Origin of the sequence: Streptomyces chartreusis (assembly GCF_008704715.1) — a bacterium.
Lineage (GTDB): Bacteria > Actinomycetota > Actinomycetes > Streptomycetales > Streptomycetaceae > Streptomyces > Streptomyces chartreusis.
On the sequence record NZ_CP023689.1, the window covers coordinates 609,392 to 627,217 of the forward strand.

The 17,826-nt window shown below is 71.4% G+C and carries 15 protein-coding genes; 7 read left to right on the top strand and 8 right to left on the bottom strand.

From position 1 onward, the window contains the following. Positions 1 to 4: 4 nt before the first annotated feature. Positions 5 to 766: an SDR family NAD(P)-dependent oxidoreductase gene (locus CP983_RS02510; RefSeq protein WP_150498347.1), complete on the bottom strand. Its 762-nt coding sequence runs from the start codon at positions 764 to 766 to the stop codon at positions 5 to 7. A gap of 146 nt (positions 767 to 912) precedes the next feature. Here CP983_RS02510 and CP983_RS02515 point away from each other — a divergent pair, with 146 nt between their 5' ends. Then, complete coding sequence (locus tag CP983_RS02515; RefSeq protein WP_150498348.1) at positions 913 to 1,818, top strand: AraC family transcriptional regulator; 906 nt, start codon at positions 913 to 915, stop codon at positions 1,816 to 1,818. A gap of 12 nt (positions 1,819 to 1,830) precedes the next feature. Here CP983_RS02515 and CP983_RS02520 read toward each other — a convergent pair whose 3' ends face one another. Together CP983_RS02520 and CP983_RS02525 are read right to left on the bottom strand one after the other, a co-directional pair. Beyond that, on the bottom strand, positions 1,831 to 2,160 hold the full coding sequence (locus CP983_RS02520; RefSeq protein WP_150498349.1) for a hypothetical protein: 330 nt from the start codon (positions 2,158 to 2,160) through the stop codon (positions 1,831 to 1,833). A 142-nt stretch (positions 2,161 to 2,302) separates the two neighbouring features. Further along, entirely contained in the window at positions 2,303 to 3,199 is an 897-nt protein-coding gene (locus CP983_RS02525) for a GNAT family N-acetyltransferase (protein WP_150498350.1), read from the bottom strand. A 487-nt stretch (positions 3,200 to 3,686) separates the two neighbouring features. Between CP983_RS02525 and CP983_RS02530 the strand changes: the two genes are divergently transcribed. Both CP983_RS02530 and CP983_RS02535 read left to right on the top strand, forming a co-directional pair. After that, on the top strand, positions 3,687 to 4,892 hold the full coding sequence (locus CP983_RS02530) for a beta-1,3-glucanase family protein (protein WP_150498351.1): 1,206 nt from the start codon (positions 3,687 to 3,689) through the stop codon (positions 4,890 to 4,892). A 127-nt stretch (positions 4,893 to 5,019) separates the two neighbouring features. Next, positions 5,020 to 5,226, top strand: a complete 207-nt coding sequence (locus CP983_RS02535) for a hypothetical protein (RefSeq protein WP_107911136.1) — start codon at positions 5,020 to 5,022, stop codon at positions 5,224 to 5,226. Positions 5,227 to 5,336: 110 nt separating this feature from the next. Here CP983_RS02535 and CP983_RS02540 read toward each other — a convergent pair whose 3' ends face one another. After that, positions 5,337 to 6,485 carry a sulfite oxidase gene (locus tag CP983_RS02540; RefSeq protein WP_150498352.1) on the bottom strand — a complete coding sequence of 383 codons (1,149 nt, stop codon included), beginning with the start codon at positions 6,483 to 6,485 and terminating at the stop codon, positions 5,337 to 5,339. Positions 6,486 to 6,652: 167 nt separating this feature from the next. Between CP983_RS02540 and sthA the strand changes: the two genes are divergently transcribed. The 3 genes from sthA to CP983_RS02555 all read left to right on the top strand — a co-directional run bounded on the left by sthA (position 6,653) and on the right by CP983_RS02555 (position 10,820). After that, complete coding sequence (gene sthA, locus CP983_RS02545; protein ID WP_030949052.1) at positions 6,653 to 8,062, top strand: Si-specific NAD(P)(+) transhydrogenase; 1,410 nt, start codon at positions 6,653 to 6,655, stop codon at positions 8,060 to 8,062. A 302-nt stretch (positions 8,063 to 8,364) separates the two neighbouring features. Next, positions 8,365 to 9,837, top strand: a complete 1,473-nt coding sequence (locus tag CP983_RS02550; protein ID WP_150498353.1) for an APC family permease — start codon at positions 8,365 to 8,367, stop codon at positions 9,835 to 9,837. 11 nt (positions 9,838 to 9,848) lie between these two features. Then, a complete protein-coding gene (locus tag CP983_RS02555) occupies positions 9,849 to 10,820 on the top strand; it encodes a hypothetical protein (protein WP_107910318.1) in 972 nt (323 codons plus the stop codon). Between the two features lie 51 nt (positions 10,821 to 10,871). On the opposite strand, the gene CP983_RS02560 is transcribed toward CP983_RS02555, so the two are convergent. Together CP983_RS02560 and CP983_RS02565 are read right to left on the bottom strand one after the other, a co-directional pair. Then, positions 10,872 to 11,816, bottom strand: coding sequence for a lysylphosphatidylglycerol synthase transmembrane domain-containing protein (locus tag CP983_RS02560; protein WP_150498354.1), 945 nt, complete (start codon positions 11,814 to 11,816; stop codon positions 10,872 to 10,874). Continuing rightward, entirely contained in the window at positions 11,813 to 13,309 is a 1,497-nt protein-coding gene (locus CP983_RS02565) for a hypothetical protein (RefSeq protein ID WP_150498355.1), read from the bottom strand. Before CP983_RS02565 ends, CP983_RS02560 begins: the two co-directional genes overlap by 4 nt. A 226-nt stretch (positions 13,310 to 13,535) precedes the next feature. Here CP983_RS02565 and CP983_RS02570 point away from each other — a divergent pair, with 226 nt between their 5' ends. Further along, on the top strand, positions 13,536 to 14,216 hold the full coding sequence (locus tag CP983_RS02570) for a nucleoside/nucleotide kinase family protein (protein ID WP_150498356.1): 681 nt from the start codon (positions 13,536 to 13,538) through the stop codon (positions 14,214 to 14,216). Between the two features lie 8 nt (positions 14,217 to 14,224). On the opposite strand, the gene CP983_RS02575 is transcribed toward CP983_RS02570, so the two are convergent. Further along, a complete protein-coding gene (locus CP983_RS02575) occupies positions 14,225 to 16,057 on the bottom strand; it encodes a hypothetical protein (RefSeq protein ID WP_150498357.1) in 1,833 nt (610 codons plus the stop codon). Between the two features lie 49 nt (positions 16,058 to 16,106). After that, a complete protein-coding gene (locus tag CP983_RS02580) occupies positions 16,107 to 17,825 on the bottom strand; it encodes a hypothetical protein (protein WP_150498358.1) in 1,719 nt (572 codons plus the stop codon). Position 17,826: the final 1 nt, after the last annotated feature.

Below are 17,826 nucleotides of genomic sequence, written 5' to 3' on the forward strand. Positions count from 1 at the left end.
GGCTCTAGAGGTCGTAGCCGCCGGAGACCTCGATGTTCTGGGCGGTGACCCAGCGGCTCTCGTCGGAGACGAGCGTGGCGATCATCGCGCCGATGTCGTCGGGCTCGCCGACCCGGCCGAACGCGGTCTTCGCGGCGATGCCCGGGATCACCTCGGGGAAACGGGTGAAGGCGTCGTCGGCGAGACGGGTGCGGGTCGCCCCCGGCGACACGGCGTTGACCCGGATCCCGCGGCCGCTGAACTCCTTGGCCATGTACCGGGTCAGCACGTCCAGGCCGCCCTTCATGCTTGCGTACGCGGAGTAGCCGGGCTCCAGCCCGGTGGTGACGCGCGCCGAACTGCTGCTGGTGTTGACGACCGCTCCGCCGTCCGTCATGAGCGGCAGCAGCTTCTGCGTGAGGAAGTACGGCCCCTTGAGCAGAACCCGCGCCAGCCGGTCGAACACGTCCTCCGTCATGTCCTCGATGAGTGCCGCATGCGCGATCCCCGCGTTGTTGACCAGGTAGTCGAACGAGTCGCGTCCCCACGTCTCCTTGAGCACGCCGGCGACCGTGTCGCGGAAGGCGTCGAACGTGTCGCTCGCGCCGACGTCGAGCGGCAGCGCCACCGCGGTGCCGCCCGCCGCCTCGATGGCCGCGACCGTCTCCAGGCCGCCGCGTGCGTTCTTGCCGTAGGTCAGGATGACGCCGACACCGCGCTTGGCGATCTCGACGGCGGCGCTCTGCCCGATGCCGGAGCTGGCGCCGGTGACGATGGCGATCTTCATGATCTCTCCCATGAGTGAGCGGAACCGGTGAACTGATTCCATTCAACCCATCTGACCTGCGGAAACGTTAGAACGATGCTCGCTCGCACTTGCACGATCCTCTTGCCTTCGGGAGCCGTCGGGCGCAACCGTGCTGCAATGGCCGTATGCCACTGGAAGAGCTCCGCGCGCTGCTGGACCGGCACGCGCGTCCCGACTGGACCACCCCCATCGACGGTGTCCTCATCTCGAAGGTCGACCGGTCGGATCCGCCGGCGCCTTCGATGACCGGCATGGTGCTCGCGGTCATCGCCCAGGGCGCGAAACGGCTAGCGCTGGGCGATCGCGTCTTCGAGTACGGCGCCGGGCAGTATCTGGTCGCGTCGGTCGACCTTCCGGTCACCGGCCAGTTCACCGGGGCCGATCCCGAGCATCCCGCGCTGGGCTTCGGGCTCACCCTGGACCCCTCCGCCGTGGCCGAGCTGCTGCTCCAGGCCGGCCCCGGAACCACGTCCCGGCCCGGCGGTGGTCCGCCCTCGGGGATCGCCGTGACCGACGCTCCGGCCGCGCTGCTCGACGCGGTGGTCCGGCTGCTGCGCCTGATCGACGAGCCCCGCGACCGTGCCGTCCTCGCGCCGCTGGTCAAGCGCGAGATCCTGTGGCGTGTGATCACCGGCGAGCAGGGGGCGACAGTCCGGCAGCTGGGCCTGGCCGACAGCAGCCTCAGTCATGTATCCCGGGCCGTGCGCTGGATCCGCGAGCACTACGCGGACCCCTTCCGGGTCGAGGACGTGGCCCGGATGTCCGGCATGAGCGTCTCCGCCTTCTACCGCAACTTCCAGGCGGTGACCGCGATGAGCCCCATCCAGTTCCAGAAACAGATCCGGCTCCAGGAGGCCCGGCTGCTGCTCGCCACCCACCCGGGCGACGTCACCGGGGTCGGTCAGCGCGTGGGCTACGACAACCCGTCACAGTTCAGCCGGGAGTACCGCCGCCAGTTCGGCGCACCCCCCAGCAAGGACGCCACCCGCCTGCGCGACGCGGCACGCAGCCCTGCGGCTGTCCTGCCCTGAGCGGATGTCGCGTCACTCCTCGTCGAACGGCTCCTCGCTCCACCGGAACCACGCCCTGTCCCCGTCGATGTGCAGCAGGAACTCGGCGACGGGGCCGTCCGGCGACGACAGCGAGACGCGGCTGCGGATCTCGTCGTACGCCGCCTCCCACGCCTCGACCTCCGCTTCCTGATCCCGCTCCAGCAGGGCGAGTTCACGGGCGAACAGGTCGCGTACGGCCTCGTACCCCGGACCGGGAGTGAAGCGGCCCGCGAGCCAGGGGAAGTCGGCCTCGTCGATCAGGATCTCGCCCACCGGTCCCTCGCCACCGCTCACGTGCCACACCGCGCCGCCGAAGCCCATGCCCAACCCCCGTCACCCCGCTGTCGATCACGCCCTCGATCACGCTGTCGGCCAGCATGCCACCCGGCACTGACAGACGGCCCGGACCTGTGGTCGAGGTCCGGGCCGTCCGTCATGCATCGTGCGGGGTGCCGCTACTCGGCTATGCGGACGTCTTCACCTGGAAGTTGATCCGCTCCTTGACCACCGGGAAGCCGGCCTTGGTGAAGTTCGCGGCCATCGGGAAGTTGCCCCGGTCCGTGGCTCCGGTGACGAACTCCGCGCCCTGTTCGACGAGGAAGTTCGTGCACTCGGCGAGGAGGTCGTAGGCGTAGCCGTGGCCGCGCTGTTCCGGGACGACCCCGATGAAGCCGACGGTCGGTCCGGAGGGGTTGTGGGCCGGGATGTGGATGCCGGCCAGGTCGCCCTCGGGCGTGTGGGCGAGCTGCCACCACTCCCGCGGGGACGGGCACCAGTGGAAGAAGTCGAGCTCCTCCTGGGCGGCCTTGTCGATGCCGCCTTCCTCCTTGGCGCGCAGTGAGTGCGCGTCCAGGGTGACGGAGTGGATGCGCCGCAGTGCGTCGAGGAAGACCTCGTCGTCGGGCTCGGCGCTGAACGTCAGGCGTCCGGGCCGCGCGGGCAGGCCGAGGTCCGGGGTCCAGCGGTACAGGAACCGCTCCACCAGGAGTTCGTACCCGGCGGCGCGCGCGGCGCTGAACCGGGCCTCCGCGGCGGCCTTCAGCGCGGGCCGGTCCCGCCAGTCGCCGGGCAGGTTGATCTCCAGCTCGACGCGCCAGGGGACGGAGCGCAGGAGTTCGGCGCCGGCCTCCTCCTCGCCCTCGGCCACGTCGAACCAGTTGATGTTGATGGGCTCCGAGTCGTCGGGGCCGCCCCACCAGGCACCGCGGGCGACGACCTCGCCGTCACGCAGGGCCACTCGCTTCCATTCGGACCGGAACTTGGTGCGCGCGTGGCCTTCGCGGGCACCGAGCGGGTCGGGGTGTGCGTCGAAAAGATGGGCGTCGCTCGCGGAGAGCGTACGGATGACCAGATCGGTCACGGATTCCTCCGGGATACAGGCTGCTTGGAGCGCTCCCGGTCAGATCGCGAGGTGCACGCCGGGGCAACGGAAAAGGGAGCGCGGGGAATTGGTGAACTGCACGGCACTCGCCTCCTTCCGTCCGACTCAGGGCGTGGAGCCACACAGTACGTGATCTTCGCCGGGTCCGTCCAGCGTTTTCCGCACTGCTCGCGGGCAGCCGTTCCGCCGATGCGAGAGCGCTCTCGAATCGCCTATCAGCCTTAAACCAGCCTTAGACAAGGGTTAAGCGGATGTGGTCATTCCGTGCCCATTCAAGTCCTCGCAGCTCAGAGCGATTTGGACTTGGTGCAGACCCATTGGCCGACACACGGGTCGTGCGTAGCATCGGGGGTCATCGGTGGCGGCCGTGGTGGACGCGAGGGCATTTCGAGAGCGCTCTCAGATTGCCCGTACGGCCGCTGCCGCGGCTCCTGTACCCCCACAAGCACTCCGGGAGATCCCCCACATGACTTCCCGTCATCAGCGCCCCCTCGGTCGTCGCAGGCTCCTGTTCGCGCTCGGCGGCGCGGCGGTGGCCGTCCCTGTCGCCGCCACCGTGGCCCCGTACGCACTCGCGGGGACCCCCGCGGGCGGCGACGCGACGGCCGCCGCGGGCTCGCTGCCGCTGACGATCGTCAACAGCAGCGGTTCCTTCGACAACGCGAACGTGCACCTCTACATAGTCGGCAACCAGGACGGCAAGCAGGTCCGTCTCACGCCCGAGGGGACCCTCGCGCCGATCGCGCTGTCGGACAACGGTTCCGACGGCTTCACCGACTACGCCATCTCCCTGTCCGGCGGCGAGACCCGGCTCTCGCTCCCCTACATGTCGGGCCGTATCTATGTGGCGCTCGGCGAGAAGCTGAAGTTCAAGGCGGTCGCGGACGGCAACGGCAACGCAGCCCTCCAATACCCGGCGGGCTGGGTCGAGTCGGACCCGAACTACCCGGTGCTGCACGACTGCGCCGAGTTCACGTACAACGCGTCGGGGATGTTCTGCAACACCACCATGGTCGACATGTTCAGCGTGCCGATGAGCATCCGGCTGACCGGCGCGAAGGACCAGACCACGGGCAGGCTGAAGGCCGGTGGCCGTGCGGCCGCGTTCGCCGCGGTGCGCGGGGCCGAGGCGTTCGCCCGGCTGGTCGTGGACGACACCCGCATCATCGCCCCGGGCCACGGCCTGGACGCCGGGCTGTTCTCGAAGGACTACTTCGCCCCGTACATCGACGAGGTGTGGAGCACCTACACCGGGCGGGATCTGACCGTCACCACCAACGCGGGGAAGTTCACCGGTCGGGTGCGCGGTGACCGGTTCACCTTCGACGGGCCCGCCCAGGTGTCCTTCGGCAAGCCGTCGACCCGGGACGTGCTGTTCTGCGACGGCAACCTCGCCGCCCCCAACGACGGCACCACCGGCCCCGTCGCCGCCGTCCTCGGCGCCGGCTTCAACCGCTCGACCCTGCTCAGCCACCCCGAGCAGCCGACGACCGACCCGGCCACCTTCTACGGGACCGACCTGACCAACCACTACGCCGGGGCGATGCACAAGGCCACCGAGGACGGCAAGGCGTACGGCTTCGCCTTCGACGACGTGGCCGACTTCGCCTCGTACATCCAGGACACGGCGCCGACGGGGATCACGCTGACACTCACGCCCTTCGAGGGCTGAGGGCGGCCCGGTGCGGGGCGGGCCTCAGGGCTCTCCGGATGCAGGGTCCGCTCAGGCGTTGAATGGTGATAGCAGACCCGATGACCGCACCGGGCCCGAAGTACCCCGGATCCGAGGAGCAGAGATGATGCCGACGTCCCAGCCCGAAGCGTCCGGGCCGTCCGAGGACCGCACCACCCCGGACGACCTGCTCCACGCCCGCACCGGCACCGAAGTGTCCCCCGAGGACATCGTGCTTGCCTCAGGCAAGGACATCACCCCACGCAACCTGGAATGGGCCAAGCGCAAGCTGGCGGCCGAGGGACCGACCGCCCTCGACAAGCTGCTGCCCTAGCCGTACCCGCCCCGATCCGCCCGGGTCGCCCTGAGGTGCAGGTCAGCACCCGGGGCGGCCTTGTAAGCCTGCCGTCCCGAGCCCTCACGCACGCCGGGCCGGTGTCCGGCCTACTCCCCGTCACCGCCCGCTGACCCGTCCTCGTCGTCCAGGCACAGCACGGGCACGCGCTGTACGAGGTTGTTGACGAAGCCCCCTCGGTTCCAGGGCTGCTCCAGTGGCTGGGTGTGGCCCCCGGCGTCGGTGGCGCGTGCGCTGAGCACATGCTCACCCGGGGTCGCCGTCCAGTCGTACCGCCAGCGGCGCCATGCCCACCGCTCCCCGTCGTCCGGGGCCTGCTCGGCGTCCCGCCAGGTGTGTCCCGCGTCCGTGCTGACCTCGACGCGTGTCACCGGCGCGCGCCCGGACCAGGCACGCCCCTCCAGCGCCACCGTGCCGGGCCGGACCACGCGGGCCCGGGACATGAAGTCCGGGAATCCGGGTGGCACGAGCAGGGCGCGCGGGGCGATACGGGTCACCGGCTCGCCCGCGTCCGCGGGGTCCCGGCGCAGCCGGTAGGCCACGGCCTGCTGGAACCCCGTGAAGGGCTCGTCGGCGACGGTGATCGAGCGCAGCCATTTCACGTGGGCCATGCCGTACCAGCCGGGCACGATCAGCCGGAGCGGGTAGCCGTGCTGCGGGGGCAGCGGCGCCCCGTTCATCGAGTGCGCGACCAGCACCTCGGGATCGCCACCCATGGCCACCTCGACGGGCAGCGCGCGCCGGTAGTCCTGCTCGACGCCGCGTTCGACCCCGTGGTCGGCGCCGGTGAAGACCACGTCGACGGCGTCGGGCTCGACGCCGGCCTCGGCGAGCAACAGCCGCAGGGGGACGCCGGTCCACTCGGCGGTGCCGACGGCCTCGACGAGCCAGGGCTGGCTCACCGGCCGAGGGGTCAGCAGGGCCCGGCCGTTCCCGGCGCACTCCAGTGTGACGCGGGTGGTGACCTGCGGGAACCTGTGCAGGTCGGAAAGGTCCAGGCGCAGGGGGCGGCGGACGCGGCCGTCCAGGGTGAGGGGCCAGGGGATGCCTTCGGGGACGTACGGGATGTCGTAGTGGGTCAGGACGTAGTGCAGGCCCGGCGGGGTGATGTCGTGGCGCAGGGCTTCGAGGGGCAGGCCGTGGTTGCGGGTCGCGAGCGCCAGTTCGTCCCGGCCGATGCCCTCGTCAGGGGCGGCCAGCCGGGCCGGCGTGCTCACGTCGGCGAGTCGGTGACCCATACCCGCATTATCGACCCGCACGCGCGACATCGCTCCGGTGAAGCGGGACGATTCGGACGGTTGCGGGGCGGAGGCACAACCTCCGTCGCGCTCCGGGCACTTCACCCGGGCAATGGTTCACGGCTCACCCTTTCGAAAGGGGTCGCGCGGCTGACAGACTCCGGAGGGTGCCCGACTTCGACTTCGACATGCTCGTCATCGGATCCGGCCCCGGTGGCCAGAAGGCCGCCATAGCCGCGGCCAAGCTGGGCCGCCGCGTCGCCGTGGTCGACCGCCCCGACATGGTCGGCGGTGTCTCCATCCACACCGGGACCATCCCCTCCAAGACCCTGCGCGAGGCGGTGCTGTACCTGACCGGTCTCACCCAGCGCGATCTGTACGGCCAGAGTTACCGGCTCAAGGACGACATCACCGTCGCCGACCTCACCGCGCGCACTCAGCACGTGGTCGGCCGCGAGGTGGACGTCATCCGCAGCCAGCTCTCCCGCAACCACGTCTCCCTGTACGCCGGGACCGGGCGCTTCGTCGACCCGCACACCATCGCCCTTCGCGAGGTCAACGGCCAGGATCGGCTGCTGACCTCCGAACACATCGTCATCGCCACCGGCACCCGGCCCGCCCGGCCGGACAGCGTCGAGTTCGACGGCCGGACGATCATGGACTCGGACAACGTTCTCGCGCTGGAGCGGGTGCCGCGCTCCATGGTCATCGTGGGCGCCGGGGTCATCGGCATGGAGTACGCCTCGATGTTCGCCGCGCTCGGCAGCAAGATCACCGTGGTGGAGAAGCGTGCCGGGATGCTCGACATGTGCGACGTCGAGGTGATCGAGTCGCTCAAGTACCACCTGCGGGATCTCGCCGTGACGTTCCGCTTCGGGGAGACGGTCGCCGCGGTCGAGCGGCATGCCCGCGGGACGCTGACCATCCTGGAGAGCGGCAAGAAGATCCCCGCCGACGCGGTGATGTACTCGGCGGGCCGGCAGGGCCTGACCGACGAGCTGGACCTGGACAAGGCCGGGCTCACCGCGGACCGGCGCGGCCGGATCACCGTCGACGAGCACTACCGCACGGAGGTGCCGCACATCTACGCCGTCGGTGACGTCATCGGCTTCCCGGCGCTGGCCGCGACGTCGATGGAGCAGGGGCGTTCGGCGGCATACCACGCCTGCGGTGAGCCGGTCGGCCGGATGCACAACCTCCAGCCGATCGGGATCTACACCATTCCCGAGATCAGCTTCGTCGGCCGCACCGAGGACCAGCTCACCGAAGACCGCGTGCCGTTCGAGGTCGGCATCTCCCGCTACCGCGAACTGGCCCGCGGGCAGATCATCGGCGACTCGCACGGCATGCTGAAGCTGCTGGTCTCCCCCGAGGACCGCACGCTGCTCGGCGTGCACTGCTTCGGCACGGGCGCGACGGAGCTCATCCACATCGGCCAGTCGGTGATGGGCTGCGGCGGGACGGTCGACTATCTCGTCGACGCGGTGTTCAACTACCCCACGCTCGCCGAGTCCTACAAGGTCGCGGCCCTGGACGCCACGAACCGGCTCCGGCAGATCGACCGCATCGGGGACTGAGCCACCGCGATCAGGGACCCCCGGGCGAACTTCGTCCGGGGGTCCCTCGTCATGCCGTTCGACGGACGTATCCGCGGAAGATCCCTTGGCTCTTGAAGCCTCAAAGAGTGTGGCTATCATCACTCGCACACACGGCGTGACTGCATCGCGACGCAACGGCGTACAGTGTCCGCCACCCGTTGTCAGCCGCCCCTGCCCCGAGGTCATCCCTCTCCGGTTCGTGGCGTTGTTCCACCCCCCACCCCCCTTACGGCGCAGGGGCCGTCGCCCTCGCGTCGTGCACGACGGAAAGCAGCGCATCCATGAGCAACAACAGGGGCAGAGGACTACAGGCCAACGTCCTCGGCACGTTCGACACGGTGGTGATGGCGGTCGCGGGCAGCGCCCCGGCGTACTCGATCGCCGCGACCACGGCGGTCCTGGTCGGCGCGGTGGGCCTGGCCAGCCCGGCGGCGCTGCTGTACTGCGCGATACCCATGCTGGGCATCGCGCTGGCGTTCAGCCGGCTCGGCCGTATCGACGTGAACGCGGGCGCCAGTTACTCCTGGGTGGGGCGGACCCTGCATCCCTTTCTCGGATTCATCAGCGGCTGGGCGCTGGTGATCTCGACGACGATCTTCATGGTGGCGGGTTCGCTGCCCGCCGGTTCGATGACGCTGGCCCTGTTCGACGAGGAACTCGCGGAGAACACCGCGCTGTCGACGCTGGTCGGCGCCTGCTGGTTCCTGATCATGCTGTTGGTGGTGCTGGGCGGGGCGCGCCTGACCGTACGGGCGCAGATCGTGATGTCGGGCGTCGAGCTGGTCATACTCGCGCTGTTCGCCCTGCTCGCCGTGTTCCACACGGACAGCGCCCACGTCTTCGACTGGTCGTGGCTGGGCTTCGGGCACTTCGACGGGGTGGCGGGATTCGCGTCGGGGGCGCTGATCGCCGCTTTCTACTACTGGGGTTGGGACGTCACCAGCAACCTCAGCGAGGAGACCCGCAACAGCCGCCGTACGACGGGGCTGGCGGGGCTCATCGGGGTGGGCATCGTGTTCCTGCTGTTCGAGGTGTTCACGATCGCCGTGAACGTCATCCTGTCCTCGAAGCAGATCCAGGACAACGACGCGAACGTGCTGGCGGTGCTCGGCGAGGAGGTGTGGCCGGGCTGGGGCGGCAAGTTGCTGATCGTGGCGGTGATGCTGTCCACGATCGCCACACTGGAGACGACGCTCATCCAGGTGACCCGCTCGCTGTTCGCGATGGGCCGGGACCGGACGATGCCTGCGGCGCTGGGCAAGGTGCACCAGCGGTGGAACACGCCCTATGTGGCGGTCGCGGTGGTCGGCGTGGTGGCGCTGGTGATGTTCATCGCCTCCAACGCGCTGGGCACGGTGGGCGACATCCTCTCCGACGCCATCTCGGCGATCGGCCTCCAGATCGCCGTCTACTACGGACTGACGGGTCTCGCGGCCGTCGTCGCCTACCGCAAGATGCTGCTGAAGTCGGTGGGTGACTTCGTGCTCGGCGGTCTGTGGCCGCTGTTCGGCGCCCTGTTCATGTTCTGGATCTTCGTCGAGTCGCTGGGCGAGCTGAGCGGTTCGGCGCTCGCGATCGGCTTCGGCGGTATCGCGGTCGGCCTGGTCCCGATGTTCTGGTACTGGCGGCAGGGCAGCGACTACTACCGGCCCGCCAAGCTCGACGCCACCCGGACGGTCGAGGCGGACTACGTACCGGCCGGTGGCGGCGGCGACAACTCCCTCGTCCACGAGGGTCTTCCGACCGACTTCTGAGGGAGACCCATATGGCGCGAGGCAACTTCAGACGCGACTTCACTCCCGATTTCGACCCCGACTGCGGGGACTTCGCCCTGACCAGTGCCCGGCAGGACATCGTCATCGGCCGCTGGCAGGGGCTGCGGGAACTCCTGCGTTCCACCGGGCCCGACTGGCTGGCGCGGGGCCACCGGGTGCGGCTGCTGGCGCAGGCATGCGCGGGCAGTTCCACGGTGGAGTCGTGGCTGGCCGCCGAGCCGCACAGCGGTGACGCGCTGGTGCTGCGGGCCGCCACGGAGACGGCTCGGGCGTTCAACGTGGCCATCACCGCGGGCCGGGGCGTGCCGATCGACACGCATCGCATCGACACCGCGGTGCTGTCGTGCCTGAAGGCCGCCGAGTCCTATCCGGACGATCCGACGCCGTGGATCTCGCTGATCTCGGTGGCCCGGCTGTATCCGAAGGGGGTGCGGCGGCAGGAACTTGGGCGCTGGTGGGACGAGTTGCACGGCCGCGACCCGTTCAGCGTCGAGGGTCATCTCCAGGTGCTCCACTACTACTCCTCGCGCTGGCACGGCACGCACGGCCTGATGTACGACTTCGCCCGCGACGCGGCCGGGGTGGCACCGTCCGGCTGCCCGCTGCCGGTGCTCGTGCAGTACGCCCGGGTCGAGGAGTTCCGGTACGCCCTGGACGCGGCCAAGGGTCAGCACTCCTCCATGGGGATCGGCCAGCACTGGAGCAACGACGGCGCCGTCAGCGACGTACGCCGCACCTGGGACCGCTGGATCATGGGCCGTTCCGGGAACGACGTGGCCCCGGGCGAGCTGCGCGACCTCAACCACCTGGCGCACGCGGCCTGTCACGCGGGTGTCCACGACATCGCCGCGGCCCTTTTCCGGATGCTGGGGCGTCGGGCCACGCGGGCACCGTGGGCGTACACCGGCGATCCGGACAAGCAGTTCGTCAAGTGGCACCGGGAGGTGGGGGTACGGGGCTGACCGGCCCGGGGTGGTGAGGCTGCCGTTACAGCCGGGAAACGCCTTCGGGGCTCACAGGGCCCGGCGCCGGACGAGCACCGCGAGCACCCCCAACCCGGGAATCAGCGGCAGCCACACCGTCAGCAACCGGTAGCCGAGGACGGCGGACGCGGCCGCCGCCGCCGTGGCGCCCGTGGTGGTGAGCGCGAAGGCGAGCACGGCGTCGAGCGAGCCGAGGCCGCCCGGCGTGGGCAGCAGTGCGGCGGCACTGCTCGCGGCGAGATAGAGCAGCGCCACCCGTGCCGGGGCGAGCGGCATTGCGACGGCTCGGGTGACGGCGATCAGCACGGCGCAGTGCAGGACCACGAAGGCCAGCGAGCCGCTCCACAGGGCCGCCGCTCTCCCGGGTCGCGCGTGCACTGCCCCGACGTACGCCCGCACCGCGGTCAGGGCCTGTCGGCACCGGGGCCGCAGTGGGCCGGCCAGCACCAGGACCGCCAGAGTGGCCGCGGCGCTCACCGCGGCGACGAATTCGCCGTTACCGTGCGGGAGGTGCAGTACGCCCGGGGAGGCCGCGAAGAGTACGGCGATCAGGACGCCGCGCGCGATCCCGCCCGCGGTGCCCTTGACCGCGACGGCGGTGGCGGCGTCGCCCAGCGATATGCCGCGGCGTATGAGGAAGCGCAGGTTCACCGCGGCCCCGCCGAGCCCGGCGGGCAGCACCTGGTTGGCGGCGGAAGCGGCGAACTGGCCCGCCACCAGCGGTCCGGTCGGTAACCGGCGCGGCACCGCGCCCTGCTGGGCGAGTGCCGAGCACGGCCAGGTCAGCAGGGTGGCCGCGGCGGCGACGAGCAGCCAGCCCTGGTCGGCGACGGCCAGCCGGACCGCGCCGGTCTCCAGCACCGGCCAGTGCCGCCTGGCCAGCAGGGCCACGGCCACCAGGACGGCGAGGGTGAGGGCGGTGTGCCAGTAGAGCCTGCTGCGCCGCAGTGGGGTGAGGATCTCCTCCGACGTCATGCCGTTCCGCCCGCGAGGGGCGCCGGGGCGATGTGGACGTCCATTCCGTCGAGGCGGTGGAGCTTCCAGTCCCGGGCGTGGTCGGGCGGTGTGCGGCCGGGCGCCGTGAGGGCGCCGACCGGGAGTCGGCGGGCGGTGTCCAGGATCTCGGCCCTGGTGATGTTGCCGTTGTGGCCGCCCATCGAACCCGAGTGGCAGCCCGTGTAGTAGGCGACGGGGATGGCCTCGTGCCCGGTGAGCAGGCAGGGCGGGCGCACGCCGAGGCGGTGCAGTTCGGCTGCGGAGCGGGCCCACTCGACGCGGGAGGCGGTGGTGCGGTCCACGGTGCGGTCCAGGACCGTGTACTGCACGGCCAGATGTCCGACGAGCGCGAGCCCTGCCACGGCCGTGACCGCGGGGCACCGGCGTCCGTTCGGTGCGGTGACCAGGTTGAACGCCGCGTAGGCGACCGGGATGGCGAGCAGGGCGTAGGCGGGCAGCAGGAAGCGGGGGGCCGCGTAGCCGATGAGGAACAGGTAGGGGAAGGCGGCCGTCGTGGCGCAGGCCAGTGGGATCAGGGTGCGGGCGGTGCGCCCGGCGCGGACCGCGACCGCGAGGCCGTAGGCGGCGAGCAGGGGGACCACGAACCACCAGGCGTACACGGACACGTGGGGTGTCGCCACGTCGCAGGGCCGGCACAGGGTGTTGCCGACCAGGCTGCGCAACTGGTCGTCGACGGCGAGGTTCCAGCCGAGGTCGCCCTGGATGCGGGAGGCCTCGTTCAGCCGCTCCCGCAGGCCGCCGTAGCTGACGTACGCCTCGATGATCCACTGGATGCCGCCGGCGGCGAGCCCGGTGGCGAGGGCGGCTCCGAGGCGCCAGTGCCGGGCCGTCACGGTGAGGACGAGCAGCGGCAGGGTGACCCAGACGGCGTCGGTGGGCCGCATCCAGGACATCAGGGCGGCGCCGGCGAGGACGCCCCACGCGGCCCGGTCGTCGAGCCGGTCGAGGCGGGCGCGCACGAAGCAGCCGACGCAGAGCAGGGCGCCGAACGCGACCCAGAGGTTGGGCATGGCCTGTGGGCCGTAGAAGAGGGTCACCCACAAGGTGGCGAACAGGGCGCCCGCGGCGGCCAGGACGCGGGCCGGGAACAGGTGCCGCCAGGTGCGCAGGGCCAGGTAGAGGGCGAGTCCGGACAGCACGGCGAGGTAGACGCGCAGCAGGACGGTGGAGGACGACCAGGAGGCGATGGGCCACACCAGCAGCGGGACGCCCCGTGCGCGGGGTGCGCTGAAGAACGCTGCCGGTGCGTCGGTGCCGACCTGGCTGACGTACACGACCTCGTCCCAGCCGAGGCCCAGCGAGGGCCGGACGAGCAGGAGTTGGAGGAGGGTGAAGGCGGCGGCCACCGCCGCGAGCAGGCCGCTGCCGCGCGCCCGCCAGGGCCTGCCGGACACGAGCGCCTCGTCGCGCCGACCCGCACCGACGAGCATGGGCTTCGTGCCCTGAGCCATCGTCCACCCCTCACCCCTACGAGCCGTAGGGCGGCTGAGCCCCATGTCCTGGCGAGTCGGACAACAGGAGCCGAAAATGATCAGAAACACCGACAAACTAACCTGAAAGGGGTGAGTGTGCAGAGCACCCTCGGCCAGGTGGATGACGGAGGCCGGCGACCGCACGGCCAACTGGGCCCGGTGCACCGCCGGAAGTCCTCGCCGCGCGGGTGCCACACTCTGCTGTGTGACGTTGACCTTCGACGACCTCCTCGCCCGCGCCCGGTCCCTCACCCCGGACGGCCGGCGCGCCGTCCTCGGTATCGCCGGAAGCCCCGGCGCGGGCAAGACGACGCTGGCCGAACGCCTGGTGCGGGAGCTGAACGGCACCGGGGAGCCATGGGTCGCTCATGTGCCCATGGACGGCTTCCATCTCGCCGACGTCGAGTTGGAGCGGATCGGGCTGCGGGACCGCAAGGGCGCGCCCGACACCTTCGACGCGGCGGGGTACGCGGCGCTGCTGGGGCGGCTGCGCGGGGACGCCGACGACGGGATCGTGTACGCGCCCGGCTTCGAACGGGTGCTGGAGCAGCCGATCGCGGGAGCCGTGCCGGTGGAGCCGGCGGCCCGGCTGGTGGTGACCGAGGGGAACTACCTGCTGCTGGACACCGGCGCGTGGGCCCGGGTGCGGTCGCAGCTGGACGAGGTGTGGTTCTGCGAGCTCGACGAGGCCGAGCGGCTGCGGCGGCTGATCGCCCGGCACGAGCGGTTCGGCAAGTCGCACGAGCAGGCGGTGGCCTGGGTGATGCGCTCGGACCAGCGCAACGCGGAGCTGGTCGCCGCGACCCGGGACCGGGCCGATCTGGTGGTGCCGGTGACGGCCCTGTCCGCCCCGCACGAGCCGCCGACGGCTCGTGCGGGGGCGTGAGCGGCGGCCTACAGGGCCGTCAGGGTCAGCTCCGGCTCGCCGTGGGCGTCGCCCGCGGGTTCGCCGATCACGGCGGTGAAGGACTCGGTGCGGACCGTGAGCGCTGAGCCGTCGGCTGCGAAGACCGGCGCGAAGGGCCCTGCCGGTCCGTAGCGCACGGCGAAGACGTGCAGGTCGTCCGGGGCGCCGGGGGCCGGTTCGGCCTCCAGGGCGGTCGAGCCGACCAGGTGGCTCCAGCCCAGGTCGGGGTTGCCGTAGCCGCGCGGATCGGCGGCCAGGGCGAAGGCCGCCTCCTCCTGGGTCCGCTCGGCGCGGGCGTCGAAGTGGTCGGCGCCGTCCGATTCGGGATGCGTCAGGCGCAGTTCACCGGCCGCCGTGACCTCGCCCTCGGCGGTGCGGCGCACCCGGTCGCCGTCGTCGGCGGCGTACGGCAGACCCGCCAGCAGATACGGCGTGCCGGGGAGCCGTTCCACCGCGACCGTCATCCACAGGCTGGTGCCGTCGGTGACGTACAGGGAACGCACATGGCGCAGGACGTGGTCGCGGCCGACGACCGGCTTGCCGACCAGCTTGGCCGTCAGGCCGCCGGCGACGACGTCCCGGACCCTGGTCTCCCCCATCGGACGGCAGAACAGGAAGCCGTCCGTCACCGGGCCGAAGCCGTGCTGCCGGTTCACGGCAGCGGGCAGGTAGTAGGTGCCGGCGGCCTCGACGAGCGACGGGGTCATACGGTCGTCGAAGGCGACCGAGACGCCGCCCGCGCGGAGTTGGTGGCGGGCCGGGGTGGTGGACGGGGTGCGGTGCCAGCGCGTGGCGTCCTGGATCTGCCAGACCAGCATCCAGGCGAAGTGCCCGTCGATGCCGCCGTCCACCTTGACCGCGTGCCGGCCCCAGCTGGTGTCGCCCCGGTAGCGGCCGAGGTCGGAGCCGATCCGGGCGCCGAAGTAGCGCAGCCCGAGGACCGACTCGAAGCCGCTGTGCTGCTCGCTGTAGCGCGGTCCGCCGTTGTCGAAGCCGCCGCCGGGGAGGCGGGCGTCGATGTAGCGGGCGAGCGCGTCGCCGTCCTCCGCGAAGACCGCCTCGCCGCTGACGCGGTGGGCCTGGGCCAGGAAGGAGAGGGAGATCGGGCCGTAGTTGTTGTCGTAGGCGCCGCCGTGCTCGGGAGGCAGCAGGGCACCCCGGTCGCGCACCCGGTGGGCGCGGATCTCCCGCTCGTACAGGCGCAGGGCGCGCTCGCGCGTCTCGTCGGCGTCCGGGGCGGGGAGATGGCGGGCCAGCATCAGGCCGCCGACCACGCAGCCGATGGCCTGGTTGCCTGCCTCCTGCGGATTGAAGAAGGTCGCCTCGGTCAGCCAGCGCCAGTATCCACGGGCCACCCGGACGAGTTCGGCGCGCTGCTCGTCCTCGACGAGCCCTTCCGCCAGGTCCAGCAGGTTCACCGACTGAAGCAGCGCCCACACGGTGCTCGGCCAGTCGCCGATGGGATGGGCGCCCGCCTCCAGGACGTAACGGGCGTACGGCAGGCCGGTGCCGCGGGCCCTGAGGTTCGGGTAGCCGGGGTTGTCGTCGGTGTACACCCGCTCCCGCAGATGGAAAGCCAGGCTGCGGCGCACCGCCTCCGGCAGGCGGGGGTCCTTGCCGCGCTGCCAGGCGAGGGCGAGCAGGGAGGTGACGCCCAGCGAGGTGTCGCCGATGTCGTCGACGCAGTCCGGGTGCTCCAGGCTGCCCTCCGGCGTGAGCCGGGCGAGGGCCTCCTCGACGACACCGGCGAGGACGGCGTCGTAGGCCTCCGGGATGTCGGGGAGGTCGTGCAGTGGGCCGAGCTGACGTGGGAGGTGCACAGGGTTCAACCCTTCATGCCTGGGGTGGCCATGGCGTGGTTCGTCGGGGTCACTTGGCAGATGCGGTACGGCGGGCGCGCAGTGCGACGGTCAGCGTCTGCGGACCGAGTCCGCCCAGGTGGACACGGTTCCCGGTCGTCGCGTCGGTGCCTCCCACCACGGTGTGGTCCTGCCCCGGGTCGTACCGCAGTACGTCGCTCCGGTCCGGCCCGGCGAGCGGTTCGCCCGCCTCGACGTGGGCCTCGACCCGGATCTCGTCGTCACCGACCCGATAGGTCATCGGCCCGGTCGTCAGGCACCAGCGTCCGTCGCCGATCGGTACGGCGCCCTCCGGCACGCCGTCCGGCCGGAAGGTCAGTTCGAGGGACCAGGGCACCCGTGGCCCGCTGATGTCGATCCGCAGGTCGGCGCCGTCGTCCATCAGGTCCACCTCGACGCGGGTCGTGTGGGAGACCTCGTCCCGGGGCCGGTCGGGGAAGGCCATCGCGGCCGAGAAGCGTCCCTCGTCCGCCATCCGGTAGGCGCCGTCGTCCCGGCGCAGGTCCGGCGGGAGCGGCTGGTAGTAGGCGGCCGTGAGGGTCTGGGTGAGCCGGTACCGGTTGTCGGCGAGTTGTTGCATGGTCTCGGCGCGGAACGGGCCGAGGTCGAAGAATCCCCGCGAGAGGCGGACCGAGTCGAGGACGGCGTCGCCGGCGAACATGCGCAGGAAGGTGGGATTGCAGGCGAGGCCCGAGCGGATGCGCCGGTGTTCGGGCACGTCGGAGCCGCCGTACACCACGGTGTGCGCGGTGGCCGATGCGCGCGCGGCGAGGCGAGCGGTGGTGAGGTATCGCTCGCGCGGAAGCGTCTGCGCGGCCGGTGCCGGCAGGACGCGGCACAGGTCCGGGGTGAGGAGGGTCTCGGCGAGCAGGCCGGGGTCGTCGATCCCGTCGGCGGCCGCCAGCCGTGCCGCGCGGGCGAAGTCACCCCGGCCGGTGCGGATCGCGAGCAGCCGGTAGTGCGGCAGGAAGGGCGCCAGCGGGAACGGGCCGTTCTGGTCCTGCCGTCGCGAGTGGACGGTCTCCACCGTGCCGTCCGGCCTGATGAGGTCCAGGGTCGTGGCGAGGTTGCGTTCGACGGCGTCCAGCAGGTCGGCGCGGTCGAGCATGTCGGCCAGCAACAGCAGGGAGGGGTTGGAGACGTGGGCCGCGTAGTTGGCGCTGCGTTCCGAGTACAGGCCCTCCGCGTCGATGTCGACGCCTTCGGCCAGCCACGCGTCGATGCGGTCGAGCAGCCGGTCGTCCGGGAACGACCGGTGCAGGCGGGCCAGCGCCGCGCACAGTTCCCATCGGTGATTCGGCGTGTGCACGCCGCCGGTCCGGAGGCTTTCGGAAGCAGCACCGGCGATCTCGGCGAGGACGTCCGCGGCCTCTCGCAGTTCCGGTCCCGCGCTCACGGCGATGACGTGCGCGTCGCACACGTCGTTGATCGTGAACGCGGAATCCGGGGGTGACTGCACGTTGTCGCCACCGGCGAAGAGACCGGAGGGGGTCTGCACGGCCCGCAGAGCGGTGAGGTGCGTCATCGCGGCGGCGACGGCCCGGTCACTGGCGTGCAGCGTCGAGTCCGGTGAACGGTACGCCGCGAGCAGTGTTCTCACCCGGCGCGCCAGACCGCGATGGGACACACCGGCCGGCTCCTGGTCCGGGCGGGCCGCCAGCGGGGCGGCCTGCCGGTCGGCGGCGCGGGCCGCCGCACGGACGAACTCGCGGTCGAGCGTGATCTGCACG